The 12,807-nt window shown below is 47.1% G+C and carries 13 protein-coding genes; 1 reads left to right on the forward strand and 12 read right to left on the reverse strand.

Annotation, left to right across the window (positions count from 1 at the left end; translation table 11 throughout):
* Positions 1-45 precede the first annotated feature (45 nt).
* From FZD51_RS21025 to FZD51_RS21040, 4 genes are read right to left on the reverse strand one after another with little or no spacing between them, the layout of a single operon-like run.
* A complete protein-coding gene (locus FZD51_RS21025) occupies positions 46-1,182 on the reverse strand; it encodes a bifunctional cystathionine gamma-lyase/homocysteine desulfhydrase (protein WP_148976541.1) in 1,137 nt (378 codons plus the stop codon).
* 1 nt (position 1,183) lies between these two features.
* Positions 1,184-2,107, reverse strand: coding sequence for a PLP-dependent cysteine synthase family protein (locus FZD51_RS21030; protein WP_148976542.1), 924 nt, complete (start codon positions 2,105-2,107; stop codon positions 1,184-1,186).
* A gap of 29 nt (positions 2,108-2,136) precedes the next feature.
* On the reverse strand, positions 2,137-2,841 hold the full coding sequence (gene mtnN, locus FZD51_RS21035) for a 5'-methylthioadenosine/S-adenosylhomocysteine nucleosidase (protein ID WP_148976543.1): 705 nt from the start codon (positions 2,839-2,841) through the stop codon (positions 2,137-2,139).
* 15 nt (positions 2,842-2,856) lie between these two features.
* Positions 2,857-3,495, reverse strand: coding sequence for a class I SAM-dependent methyltransferase (locus tag FZD51_RS21040; RefSeq protein WP_148976544.1), 639 nt, complete (start codon positions 3,493-3,495; stop codon positions 2,857-2,859).
* Between the two features lie 216 nt (positions 3,496-3,711).
* On the opposite strand from FZD51_RS21040, the gene FZD51_RS21045 reads away from it, so the two are divergent.
* Positions 3,712-3,921, forward strand: coding sequence for a YrzA family protein (locus FZD51_RS21045; protein WP_148976545.1), 210 nt, complete (start codon positions 3,712-3,714; stop codon positions 3,919-3,921).
* A 157-nt stretch (positions 3,922-4,078) separates the two neighbouring features.
* On the opposite strand, the gene FZD51_RS21050 is transcribed toward FZD51_RS21045, so the two are convergent.
* From FZD51_RS21050 to mltG, 8 genes are all read right to left on the reverse strand, one after another.
* Positions 4,079-4,771 (reverse strand): DUF1510 family protein, encoded by a 693-nt coding sequence (locus FZD51_RS21050; protein WP_148976546.1) that lies wholly within the window; start codon positions 4,769-4,771, stop codon positions 4,079-4,081.
* Positions 4,772-4,877: 106 nt separating this feature from the next.
* Complete coding sequence (locus FZD51_RS21055) at positions 4,878-6,638, reverse strand: peptidoglycan D,D-transpeptidase FtsI family protein (protein ID WP_148976547.1); 1,761 nt, start codon at positions 6,636-6,638, stop codon at positions 4,878-4,880.
* Positions 6,639-6,711: 73 nt separating this feature from the next.
* On the reverse strand, positions 6,712-7,188 hold the full coding sequence (gene greA, locus FZD51_RS21060; protein WP_009791707.1) for a transcription elongation factor GreA: 477 nt from the start codon (positions 7,186-7,188) through the stop codon (positions 6,712-6,714).
* Positions 7,189-7,354: 166 nt separating this feature from the next.
* Complete coding sequence (udk, locus tag FZD51_RS21065) at positions 7,355-7,990, reverse strand: uridine kinase (RefSeq protein ID WP_009791706.1); 636 nt, start codon at positions 7,988-7,990, stop codon at positions 7,355-7,357.
* Between the two features lie 4 nt (positions 7,991-7,994).
* Positions 7,995-9,263 carry a peptidase U32 family protein gene (locus tag FZD51_RS21070; RefSeq protein ID WP_148976548.1) on the reverse strand — a complete coding sequence of 423 codons (1,269 nt, stop codon included), beginning with the start codon at positions 9,261-9,263 and terminating at the stop codon, positions 7,995-7,997.
* 45 nt (positions 9,264-9,308) lie between these two features.
* Positions 9,309-10,238, reverse strand: a complete 930-nt coding sequence (locus FZD51_RS21075) for a peptidase U32 family protein (RefSeq protein WP_148976549.1) — start codon at positions 10,236-10,238, stop codon at positions 9,309-9,311.
* 5 nt (positions 10,239-10,243) lie between these two features.
* The gene (locus FZD51_RS21080; RefSeq protein ID WP_148976550.1) at positions 10,244-10,882 is read right to left on the reverse strand and encodes an O-methyltransferase; all 639 of its coding nucleotides are present in this window, start codon (positions 10,880-10,882) and stop codon (positions 10,244-10,246) included.
* 641 nt (positions 10,883-11,523) lie between these two features.
* Positions 11,524-12,651: an endolytic transglycosylase MltG gene (gene mltG, locus FZD51_RS21085; RefSeq protein WP_148976551.1), complete on the reverse strand. Its 1,128-nt coding sequence runs from the start codon at positions 12,649-12,651 to the stop codon at positions 11,524-11,526.
* Between the last annotated feature and the right edge of the window lie 156 nt (positions 12,652-12,807).

The following is a 12,807-nucleotide window of genomic DNA, read 5'->3' on the forward strand; positions in this document are numbered from 1 at the left end:
CACTGTCTGATAAAAAGGAGAGCCCTCTTAAGGCTCTCCGCTGTTTTACTTTTCCAGTGCGTTTTTCAAGTCTTCAATCAGGTCTTCACTATCTTCAAGTCCGACAGAAATACGCACAAGCCCGTCTGTTATGCCTAGTTCAGCACGGCGCTCCGCAGGGATGGATGCATGCGTCATCCTGGCCGGCACTGAAATCAGGCTTTCTACTGCCCCTAGGCTCTCTGCCAGGGTAAAGTACTTTACCTTGCTGAGGAGCCTGTCGGCATTCTCTTCGCTGCCGACATCAAATGATACCATGCCGCCAAAGCCCTGCGCCTGTTTTTTGGCCACATCATGGTTTGGATGCGATTCAATGCCAGGATAGTAAACCTTGCTTACAGCAGGGTGTTTCTGCAGGAATCCAACAATTGCTTTTGTGTTTTCTTCTGTTTCTTCCATGCGCACCCCAAGTGTCTTGATCCCGCGCATCAGCAGCCAGCTGTCCTGCGGGCCGAGCACCCCTCCTGTGGAGTTCTGGACAAAATGCAGATCTTCTGCCAGCTTGCTGCTGTTAACGACTACAAGGCCGGCTACTACGTCACTGTGGCCGCCGATATATTTGGTGGCGCTGTGAAGGACAATATCCGCCCCAAGACTGATCGGTGTCTGCCAGTATGGAGTTGAGAATGTATTATCGACGATGGTCAGCAGGCCATGCTTCTTTGCAGCTGCTGCAGCCCCTTCAATGTCTGTGATTTTAAGAAGAGGGTTTGTCGGCGTTTCAAGATAGACAGCCTTTGTATTGGGCTTGATTTCAGCTTCAATGTTGTCAAGATTGCTTGTATCTACAAATGATGACTCTATCCCAAAACGGTTAAGTACTTTGGACATAACGCGGTAGGTGCCTCCGTATACGTCATCTGTCATGATGACATGGTCACCGCTGTCGAACAGCATCATAACGGCTGTAATGGCTGCCATGCCGGAACCGAAGGCAAATCCTGCCTCGCCTCCTTCAAGGTCCTTGATCAGCTCTTCAAGCGCATGCCTTGTCGGGTTTCCTGTCCTGGAATATTCAAAGCCTTTATGTCCGCCGACACCTTCCTGCTTATACGTGCTGACCTGATATATTGGAATATTGACGGCCCCAGTATGCGGGTCTCCTGCAATACCGCCATGTATGAGTTTTGTTTTTCTTTTCATATTAAATGCCTCCTTCGTAAATCTTCTTGCTCAAATAGCGTTCACTGCTGTCAGGGAATATCATGACGATATTCGTTCCCGGCCCCGCATCCCGTGCTTCGGCCAGCGCTGCATGGAGGGCTGCGCCTGAAGAGCTGCCGACCAGGAGACCTTCTTTTTCTGCCGCCTCCTTTACACGCCTGAATGCATCTTCATCAAGGACAGTATGGATGCTGCTGAAATAGGCTTCATCCATATAATCCGGCAGAAATTCCATGCCGATGCCCTCCGTTTTATGCGGTCCTGATTCCCCGCCGTTCAAAATAGATCCCTCGGGCTCCACAATGACGGTTTTGATATCAGGATTTTGTTCTCTTAAGTATCTTGCCGTTCCCATGAAAGTTCCGCCAGTGCCTGCTCCTGCCACAAATATATCAACATCGCCGGCCATCTGCTCCCACATCTCGGGGCCAAGTGTCTTATAGTAGGTTTCAGGGTTGGCCGGATTGCCAAACTGCCTTGGACAGTAGGAGCCCGGAATTTCCTTCAATAGTTCATCAGCCTTTGCGATTGCGCCTTTCATACCGAGCTCAGTCGGGGTGTTGATGACCTCAGCTCCCAGAGCCCGCATCAAGTCCTGCTTTTCCAGGCTGAATTTTTCAGGCACGACTACTTTTACGCTGATGCCTTTATTCAGGGCTGCCAATGCAAGGCCTATGCCGGTGTTGCCTGCTGTAGGTTCAATCACCGTACCGCCTTTTTGCAGCTTTCCGCTTTCAAATGCTTCATTCAGAAGCTCCATCCCGAGACGGTCCTTCACACTGCCTCCAGGATTCATGAACTCCAGCTTGGCAAACAGCCTGACTCCTTCAGGCACATCGAAATGCTGAAGCTCTATGATCGGTGTATTTCCGATAAGCTCATGGACACTTTTAAAAACTTTCAAAGAGTCTCTCTCCCTTTTTTTCGCCTTCCTTATGCTTTCTCTTTAAGCGAAGAAACGATTTTCATAACGAGATTTGCCGAATGCAGGGCCGCTTTCTCCAGGAACTGGTCGAAAGAAACATCTGATTCCTTGCCGGCTATATCTGATAAAGAACGGATGACCACAAATGGGGTTCCGAATTGGTGTGAAACCTGTGCAATTGCTGCGGCCTCCATTTCGACAGCCTGCAGGTCCGTAAATTTCGTCCTGATTGCTTCTACGCGCTCATGATCACTCATAAAGGAATCGCCAGTAGCAATCAGGCCCCTTACAGTTTGTATATCGCTGATTTCGCTGGCACAGTCCTCGGCGATCCTGATAAGATCCTGATCTGCCTCGAATGCTGCAGGCAGCTGGGGCACCTGTCCGTATTCGTAGCCGAACGCCGTAACATCGACATCATGGTGGCGGACTTCCGTGGAAATGACCACATCTCCGACATTAAGCTCAGGATTGAAGCCGCCGGCTGATCCTGTATTGATAATATAGTCGGGCTTGAAGCGTTCGAGAAGAATGGCACTGGACATTGCCGCATTTACTTTGCCGATCCCGGAGCGAAGGAGGATCACTTCGGCTCCATCCATTTTTCCTGAAGTGAATTCACAGCCGGCAATCGTTTCTGCTGCTGCCTCTGAAATACTTTCCCTTAATAGAGTCACTTCTTCTTCCATTGCTCCAATGATTGCTATTTTCATGATAGAACCTCTTCCTTAAATTTTTTCACCTTCCATCAGCCAGACAAAGTCATTGCAGCGGGAAAAACTTGCCTTAAAACCATTCTGTTCCAATATCCCTCTAAGGACCGGGATGGTTGTGTAATATTCACGCTGCAGATCCTCTGCCAGATTGTGGAAGCCTTGTTCTTCTGCATCTGATATCGCTTTCTTATAGGCTTCTTCAGACTCATACATTGTATCCGCAAAAACTATTTTACCACCTATCGCAAGCAGGTGGCTATATGATGCAACCGCTTCGTTCTTTTCTGCATCGGTCAAATGGTGGAAAGCATAAGTAGACACAATCGTATTGACCGGATCCTTATCAGGATAGGACAGGAAATCTCCCTCTACGATAGACGCCCGCTCCCCAAGCTTTTCCCCCGCAATCTTCCTCATGGCAGGAGAAGGCTCAGCGCCAGTTACCCGGAGCCCTTTTTCCAGGAGCTTTGCCGTCAGATTGCCAGTCCCCGGGCCGAACTCCAGTACATGGCCCGATGCGCGGCCGGCTACTGCATCCAGGATCCCTTCATAATTTCTGAAAACCTCTTTATATTCAAGATCATGTCCGGTCACACTGTCATCGTATGAATCCGCCCATTGTTCAAACAGCTCAATAAATTCTTTCCCCATTTTTTTCACTCCTGTTTTTGTATACTCACAAATCCTATAAGTATACTATGAATTAAAAAGTGACTTGTTCTCAATTTATCACAGACTATTTTTTAATTCAACAGAAATCATCCAAGAAATTTCTGCACAATCCAGTCTCAAAACCGGGCCGGGTTGTACAAAATCTGCAGAACTTCCTGTAAAATAAGGAGGACAAAGCATGAAGGGAAGATTCTCATGAACTTTCAATTTGATATGATTGAAGATAAGGTTGAATTTTTTGAGGCGCAGAATTTAAAGGACCTGGAGAAGAAAATAAACGATCAGATTGAAGTAAACAAAGCTATCCTGCTGACTGTCCACCATGTCTCCCATAGAATGCATGTGGATGAGAACGGAAGGACTTACTTTACTGCAGTCGTTCTCTTTAAATCTAAACATAAATAAAAACCGGCCCGCCGGCAATCTGTTTATACAGATCATCCGGCGGGCCGGTTCTACTTTAGGCTGTTTTCGTATAGTTTGCTGCTTTCGGAAAAAGACTTTCTCTTTGAAAAAAGAGAGCAGCCCTTTTCTTATCATGATATTTCATTAGTGCCTTATTTTATTGGATGCTGTTCAGCTCTTCCATTTTAACAGGCTTCCATCCTTGTCCGTCCACCCATTCAATGTAGACGCGGTATTTTTCCTGCTGGTCTTTGGTGGAGACGGTCCCTACCGATTGATTTGGGCCGTTATTCCCTAAGAACCAGATGGTCATATTGCTCTCTGGTATTCCAGTGGCATAGGTGATGGCCTGAACCATTTCATTCCAGTCCACGCCTTCATAGACGGCTGTATGTTCGCCTGTCTGGGAAGTGCCGACCGGCTGCCATGATGGATTGACAATGGTCTTTTCGACATCAGGAGCACTGCCGCCGTCGGTGACCTCAGCATCTTCTTCTATATCCTGGTCTCCTTCTGCTTCTTCCCCATTATCCTCATCCGGATTTTCAGCATCTCCGCCATCCTGGGCAGAATCCTCAGCCTGGTCTGTTTCTTCTTCCTGGCCTGCTGTTTCATCAGATGTATTATTATCATTATCCTTATCATTATTTTCTGGATCGGCTTTTTCAGACGCCGGTGCCTGCTCGGCTGCTTCATCATCATTGCCACCAAGGAATATCGCGGCAGATACAATAATGATCAATAAAAGCACAACCCCGATCAGCGTATTTAGAATAATATTGGTTTTTCTTCTTTTAGCCCTTTTCCCTGAGCGGGATGACCCGTTTGATTCTTCGAAATTGCCATTCACGTGTTTTTCTCCTCCCCATATATATGGTTGTCAACATTCTACCATGAGTGCCGGCAAAACATGAAGGAATTTGATGTTAGAAAAACTTGCCGGCTGCGGGCATCTTCTATTGCATTTCTTCATCAAACCCATGGACAGCTTTAACCATATCTGCAAAAAGCGGATTGACTCCCCCTTCGTTCTCTTTGACTCCAAGATTGACTGCGACAAGTGCGTATTTGGGTTTTTCGTAAGGGAAGTATCCCGCAAACCATTTATTATGCAGCTGCTTTCCATCATCGAACTGTCCAGTCTCCGCAGTTCCTGATTTGCCGGCCACTGAATATGGAAGCTCTTTGAACCATCTTCCGGTTCCTTCTTCATTGACAACAACTTCTCTCAAAAGCTTCTGCAGTTTCATGGCCGTATAAGGGGATATTTTGCCGCCCCCTAAATCTTTGGACGGAAATTTCAGCAGCGAGGTTTCATTTTTATATTCAATTTCAGAGGCAACACGGATGCTTTCTTTTTTTCCGCCTTTGGCAATGGTGGCCATCATATTCGCCACCGCAAGCGGAGTGGCCCTCACTTCATGCTGTCCGATGCCGGTCAAGGCGACAAAATTGCTGTCCTTCTTGGCATCCTCTGAGTAAAACACCCGGCCTTCATCCTCCCCCGCGAGCTGATGGAAATCAGTGAAGTGATAGATATCCCCTTCCCAGCCTGACTTTCCTGTAAGAGACAGCTTTCCGGCATAATCCTCCAGTATGGCAGGATCTATCTCTTTCAGTTCCTTGGCAATGGTTGCAAATGTATTATTGCAGCTCCTGGCAAAGCTGTCTGTAAAATTCAGCATTCCATGCTGGTAAACCGTGTCCGGTTCGCCATTGATTTTCCGGCTGCAGTCAAACTGCCTTTCGGGGCTGTCCAGATTATAATCAATGGCTGCAGCTGCCACCACCGTTTTAAAAACGGATCCGATGATCTGCTGTTTAATCATTGCGTTCACCATGCCCCCGTCTTTATAAGGAGCCGTTTTATTGATCTGCGGCCTGGACACCATGGCAAGGACGGTATTCTTCTCTATATCCAGTAATACAATCCCGCCATTTCGGATTCCATGCACATCTGCCAGCCGTTCTGCTTCCTCCTGGAGGGCGGCATCCAGAGTGGTTTTGATGTTGACAGGATAAAAAGGGTTTGCAGGCTCGACATATTTGACGTTTATCCCAAACAGCGGGCCGCCTGCCGCATCCACATGGTATACGAGTTTGGATTCACCGTCAGGCATCAGAAACTCATCAAAGCTTTCTTCAAGACCAGAAACGCCAATCACGGTATCTTCGGGAAGGTTTTTGCCGGGATAGCGCTTTTGCACCGCCTCTTTATTCTGTCCGGTGATGCCGATCAGCTGTTCTGCCAGATTATTGGCAAGGCTGTATTTCTTTTCAACGGCAAATACACCCGGTATCTTCAGAGAGTTGATTTGTTCTGCCTGTGCATCGGTCAATTCAAGAGGCTTCGGCTTGCCATAGGCAAACGGCTCTTTTGCTCCTTTGATGCTATATAAAAGGGCCGTTTCCGATATGCCTGTGATGGAGGCAACCTTTTGCGAATCCCAATCCATATTTTTCAAAAATGGAAATAAAACCAGCACAGGTATTTCCTGATGTGTCAGGGGCTCGCCGTTCCTGTCCAGGAAAGAGCCTCTGCCGCTGTCGATCACCATCTCCTGGGAACGCTGCCTGACGCTGGCATCCAGAAGATTGATATTATGAGCAGAAAAGTGTTCTGCTGAAACAAGCTGGATCTGGATGAGCCGCCCGATCAGCAGCACAATCCCCAGCATGAATATACTTATGACAATGATGGCCCTTTTTTTCCACATAAAAAAACACCTCGTCAAAAGTGTTGACGAGGTGTGCCCATTTCAAACCATATTTATGAAAAAGACTGGATCCTTATTTAATGCTTGTGATGCGGACGCTCATATCCCCGCCCGGCGTCTGGACTGTCACTTCATCCCCGACCCTTTTGCCCATCAGGCTTTTTGCGATTGGAGAATCATTGGAAATCTTGCCTTCAAATGGATCTGCCTCTGCACTTCCGACGATTGTGTAAGATTCTTCTTCGCCATCAGGAAGTTCAACAAATGTGACAGAGCGTCCAAGTGTTACTGTATCGCCGCTTGCTTCATCTTCTTCAATGATCTTTGCATTGCGGATCATATTTTCAAGGGTCGTGATGCGCCCTTCTACAAATGCCTGCTCTTCTTTCGCTGAGTCATATTCAGAGTTCTCGGAAAGGTCGCCGAAGCTGCGGGCGATTTTAATACGCTCTACAACATCTTTACGCTTTACCGTTTTTAAATGCTCCAGTTCCTGCTCAAGCTTTTCTTTTCCAGCCTGTGTCATTGGGAATACTTTTTCTGTAGCCAATATCCTTCACTCCTTCTAGAATCACAACCCCCATTTAGATTGTGCATTGGTAAGTATGTAAGCATCTGCTTTATTCGCAAATGCACAGGAGCGCGTCCTTTTGACAAAGGGCGCGCATGCTTTCTGTTCATTAGACTTATCTTAACATTTTTTCTATGCTATTGTTTCATAAAAATGACTTTTGTTCAAGAATTGTATGAATTTTTGTTACCATCAGGTCAATGGCCACATGGTTATGGCCGCCTTCCGGGATGATGATATCTGCGTATCTCTTCGTCGGCTCGATGAATTGGTTGTGCATCGGGCGCACAACATTGACGTATTGCTCAATGACTGAATCCATCGATCTGCCCCGTTCCTTAATATCCCTGAAAAGGCGCCTGATGATGCGCAAATCTGCATCCGTATCCACAAAAAGCTTCATATCCATGAGGCTGCGGAGCCTTTCATCCTCCAGTACAAGTATGCCTTCGAGGATGATGACATCCTTTGGCTCCACATGGATGACGTCAGTGGACCTTGTATGCATGGCATAATCATAGACAGGCTTCTCGATGGGTTCATAGCTCTGCAGCTTTTCGATATGCTCGATCAGAAGGTCATTATCAAATGCAAGCGGATGATCATAATTAGTTTTCAGCCTTTCTTCAAACGGAAGATGGGTCTGGTCTTTATAATAATAATCCTGCTCAAGCATTAAGATGGAATGACCCTTAAAGCTTTCATAAATCGCTTTTGTCACACTTGTCTTTCCAGAGCCGGATCCGCCGGCAACACCAATAACAACAGGTTTGCGATTCATTATGTTAAAACTCCTTCCGCATCATGTTGTTAGGGTATACCGGCTTGTCCAGTTTAAACTGGACGATTTGCAGCGGGTGGCGGGCAGCATCCAGTTCGTTGCCCTTTTCATCCCAGATTTTATCGACCACCTGTGTAAAGTTCTCGATTTCCGGACCGAAAAACTCAACTTCCTGCCCCGGTGCAAATTTATTGCGCTGCTGAAGTGTGACGATCTGTGTTTCTTCATCATATCCAAGGACCAGGCCGGCAAAATCATTGGTCGTCTTTTTGCTATGATTTCCAAACATCTGCTCTTTATACCCTGGAACCCCTTCAAAGAAGGCAGGCGCTGTTTCCCTGTTCGCGCACTTGTCCAATTCCACCAGCCATTCCTGTCTGATCACAAAATTATCGGGATCCGCACAATAAGCATCAATGACCTTGCGATAAACACTGACAACTGTAGCTACATAGTGGATCGACTTCATGCGGCCTTCAATCTTGAGGCTGTCGATGCCCAATTCAATCATTTGCGGGATGGATTCTATCAGCTTCAGATCCTTCGGGCTCATGGCAAAAGGTGCATCCTGCTCCTGAAATAATGGCACTTCCTCAGATCCTTCGAGCTTGTAAAGATCATAATCCCAGCGGCATGACTGGCAGCAGCCTCCACGGTTGGAATCCCTTGCTGTCATATGGTTGCTCAGGGTGCAGCGGCCTGAATAGGCGATGCACATGGCGCCATGGATGAATGTTTCAATCTCGATATCCACTTTTTCCTTCATTTCACGGATTTCTTCGGCGCTTGTTTCCCTTGCAAGCACAACCCGCTCAAGCCCTTCTTCTTTCCAGAACTGGACAGCCTTCCAATTTGACAGCGACTGCTGGGTGCTCAGATGAACCTCGATTTCCGGGGCAACCCTGCGGCAGGTTTCAATGATCAGCGGATCGGCTACAATGATTCCAGCCACTCCCGCTTCCTTGAGGCCGAGAAGATAGTCCTCAAGCCCGTCAATATTTTCGTTATGGGCAAAGATATTGGTCGTTACGTAGATTTTTGCACCATAGCTCTTCGCGAACTCTACGCCTTCCTTCATTTCCTCAAATGTAAAATTGCCGGCATTTGACCGGAGCCCATACTCCTGGCCGCCGATGAAAACGGCATCTGCGCCATAGTGTACGGCAATTTTCAGCTTTTCCAGGTTCCCGGCCGGAGCAAGAAGCTCAGGCTTTTTCACGATTACCCTTTTGCCGTTCACTATTTGCGAGATATTATCTTTAATTGCGTTCACGATAAAACCTCCTGATTATAAGTCAAAATAGGCTTAATAGTTGAATTAATATACGGTTTCTTTAAAGAAAAAGCCTGTATCCAGCGGCCTGCTATCAGGCTGGATTTCTTCCGCTGCGTTCAGCAGGTCATCTTTCACTTCATCGTATTCTTCCAGATTTTCTGTGCACAAATCGATCGCTTTGCGGTATAGCTTTGTCAATTCCAGGATATATTCTGCTGATTTCAGGATACCGTCAATCTTGAATGAATCCACACCGGCTTCGACCATATCCTGGAGCTCATCGATAATGCAGATATCATTGGGGCTCATGATATGGGTCCCGTTTGCGTCTTCAAAAATCGGATATTTATTTTCCCGTTCTTTATCATGAAGGAACATATTCTGCTCTTTCGCCCGGTTTTCGACCTTCATCGCTTTTCCCTGGTATTCATAATAGTTCCCGAGAAGGGAGCGCTTAGATTGGAACATGGCTGTCATGCCGTGCACCTGGACCTCGATTTCAACGTCTGCGTTTTCCTTGATTTCAATAATGGAATCCATATTGATTTCACGGGCAAGGACAGAGCGCTTGGCGCCTTTTCTTCCCCAGTAGTTGCATGTATACCAGTTTGTGGCAGTTGTTTCTGTATTCCAGTGGAGCTTCATGCCAGGCGCTGCCTCACGGGCTGCCATCAATACAGCCGGGTCTCCGAAAATGACTGCGTCCGCCCCGGCATCCTGCACAAAACGAATATAATCGCCAAGCTCGTCCACTGTTTCATTATGGAAAATGGCGTTCATGGCCACATACACTTTTTTGCCTTTTGAATGGGCCAATGTGATTGCTTCTGCTACTTGTTCCCTGCTGAATTCGCCGGCCAGCCTCAGGCCGTATCTCTGCTCGCCAACTACAAAAGCGTCTGCCCCTGCTTCCGCAAGCGGGATGATATCTTCTGTACAAATTGGAGTAACAAGCAATTCAGGTTTTTTCATTATGGTCACCTCTTTTTACTGATTGCAATGCCGTCGCCGACCGGAAGGATGACAGTATCATAATCCGGATGGTTCATCAGCCATGCGTTGAACTCGCTGATTTTCTTCACAAGACTGCGAATGCGCTTATTCTCAATTTCACTTTCACAGACAAGCCCTTTGAACAGGACATTGTCCGTTATGATCAAGCCGCCATCTGATAGCTGGCGCGCATATATCTCAAAAAAATTTTTATACTGGCCTTTTGCCGCATCGATGAATACTGCATCGTAGGAGCCATATTTTAATGTTTCTCCCTCGAGCTCAAGGGCGTCTCCCGCAAGCAGGGTGATCTGGTCCTCCCGGTCTGCAGCCCTGAAATATCCGCGGGCCGTTTCAATCCGCTCTTCATCCCTTTCAATTGTCACAATATGTGCATCAGGGATCGCGAACGACATACGGAGAGCAGAGTATCCTATTGCTGCACCAACTTCCAGTATCCGCTCCGGCTTTTGAATCCTGAGCAGCTGGAGAAGCGCTTCTATTCCCGGCAATTCCATGATGGGTACACCATTCTCTTTTGCATACTCCTCCATCTCAAGGAAAAGTCCCGGCCGTTCAGGAATCAGTCCCTCTATATATCCATGTACTTTATCTGTCAGCAAGCAGTCTTCCCCTCCATCCTTTAGACGCCTGCGGCCTCCGTTTCAGGCATGAAAAAATAGCGCACAACAGAGCGGATGTCTTGCAAAGCCTTTAGGAAGGCCGTACAGAAAAGGGCTTAAGTGAAGCCAATCCATGCTTGTCTGTGGTTCACGCTATCACACATGCGTATGAAGGATGCACAGGCATACTGTGCAGAAAGATAATAATCGCTATATAGGCAGCTGCCGGCAGTTCCGCTGCAGCCTGCCTGGCTGAATGAATCAGCTAATAAACAGTCTGTATAAAACACTTGAACTATTTTACCATAAACAAAAAGGGAATGCGAGTGTTTCCGCATTCCCTTTTTCTGGCCCCGCCCTGATTCTAAGCCAATCAGGACAAAAGGTTAAAGAACAACCTTCCGCCCTGCTTGTCTTATGCTTGAGGCCCACAGGATGTGGGTCATGCAGACGTTGCCACAGGACGTGGCGTTATTAGTCTGCGTTCCTCTATCGAGCAAGGCTTTTCCGCTTTTCTATTTTGTCCAGCTCCAAAGCCTAGCCCCTCGAGTCATAAGCCAATCAGGCCAAAAGGTTAAAGAACAACCTTCCGTCCTGCTTGTCTTATGCTTGTCGGGGCTGAGCAAGGCTTTTCCGCTTTTCTATTTTATATGTTCTGCTTTCTTCTCATTATGCTCGTCAAGCGTGTTGGAGAATAGGACTTCTCCCTCCGGGGTGGCAAGGAAGTACAGGAAATCCGTGTCTTCCGGGTTAAGGGCCGCTTCGATTGACATGGTGCCCGCGTTGGCGATCGGGCCAGGGGTCAATCCGGTATTTTTATAGGTATTGTACGGTGAGTCCACTTCAAGGTCCTTATAAAGGACTCTCGATTTGTGCTCGCCCTTTGCATAAAGGACTGTCGGGTCAGTCTGCAGAGGCATGCCCGTTTCAATCCTGTTGTAGAATACGCTGGCGATTTTATTCCGGTCCACCTGCTGGGTAGCCTCTTCCTCGATGAGGGAAGCCATGGTCAGAAGCTGGTGCGGAGTCATATTCTGCTCTTCTGCCTGGGGGCTGTACTGGGCCAGCACCTCTCTTGTCTTATCGAGCATAACTTTTACAATCTCTTCCATTGTTGGATTTTCTTTATAAAATGGGTATGTTGCAGGGAAGAGATATCCTTCCAGCGGATATTTAATATTTTCGTTCAGAATTTCTTCTGTCAGCACCTCTGGATATTGTTCCATCAATGTGCTGATGAATTCCTTATCATTAAGCTTGGCAAAAACATCTTCTTGCTTCTGCCCGGTCTTTTCCGCAATGATACCGGATATCTGGTCAAGCTGATTGCCTTCAGGGATAGCCAGCTTAAACACGGCTTCCTGCACGACCTTTCCAGTCTTCAAGCTTTCAATAATTTCAGGGATCGTCATCGACGGATTCAGAGGATAATCCCCTGCCATGAATCCGGATTCGTTTTTAAGCTTAACATAATATTTGAAGACGCGGGCATCCTTGATGAGCCCTTTATCCTCCAGCAGGCGCGCAATTTCGCCAACGGAAGACCCGATCGGCACTTCAACGGGAATCTTCTTCTTATTGCCCGGATCAGTTGGCTCAAGAGCGGACTTTATGTAAAAGTAGCCTCCTCCGGCAACCAGGCCGACTGTAAGCACAAGGACAGCCGCTATGATCAGCACAATCCTGCGGACTACCTTTGCCTCACTCTGACGCTCCAGCATCTTTTGCCGAATCAGGTCTTTTTTAGAATTCTTTTCTTCAGCAGACATCTAATCCCCCTCAGTGTACAGGATTCTAAGGCTGTTTGGCCTGTTCCTTTATATAATCTCGCATTATTATACTATACTTTCAAAATCAGCGTGCGAAATTTAGCGAAAAACCAAAAATTTTCCACTCTTTTCCTTAAAATAACCCTGTTTTCCTTA

This window comes from Bacillus infantis (assembly GCF_008180445.1).
Taxonomy (GTDB): domain Bacteria; phylum Bacillota; class Bacilli; order Bacillales; family Cytobacillaceae; genus Bacillus_AB; species Bacillus_AB infantis_B.

What these genes read in the sequence shown, in the direction of transcription:
- FZD51_RS21025 (WP_148976541.1), bottom strand. Translation starts at nt 1,182, where the DNA reads ATGAAAAGAAAAACAAAACTCATACATGGCGGTATTGCAGGAGACCCG.
- mtnN (WP_148976543.1), bottom strand. Translation starts at nt 2,841, where the DNA reads ATGAAAATAGCAATCATTGGAGCAATGGAAGAAGAAGTGACTCTATTA.
- FZD51_RS21040 (WP_148976544.1), bottom strand. Translation starts at nt 3,495, where the DNA reads ATGGGGAAAGAATTTATTGAGCTGTTTGAACAATGGGCGGATTCATAC.
- FZD51_RS21045 (WP_148976545.1), top strand. Translation starts at nt 3,712, where the DNA reads ATGAACTTTCAATTTGATATGATTGAAGATAAGGTTGAATTTTTTGAG.
- FZD51_RS21055 (WP_148976547.1), bottom strand. Translation starts at nt 6,638, where the DNA reads ATGTGGAAAAAAAGGGCCATCATTGTCATAAGTATATTCATGCTGGGG.
- udk (WP_009791706.1), bottom strand. Translation starts at nt 7,990, where the DNA reads ATGAATCGCAAACCTGTTGTTATTGGTGTTGCCGGCGGATCCGGCTCT.
- FZD51_RS21075 (WP_148976549.1), bottom strand. Translation starts at nt 10,238, where the DNA reads ATGAAAAAACCTGAATTGCTTGTTACTCCAATTTGTACAGAAGATATC.
- mltG (WP_148976551.1), bottom strand. Translation starts at nt 12,651, where the DNA reads ATGTCTGCTGAAGAAAAGAATTCTAAAAAAGACCTGATTCGGCAAAAG.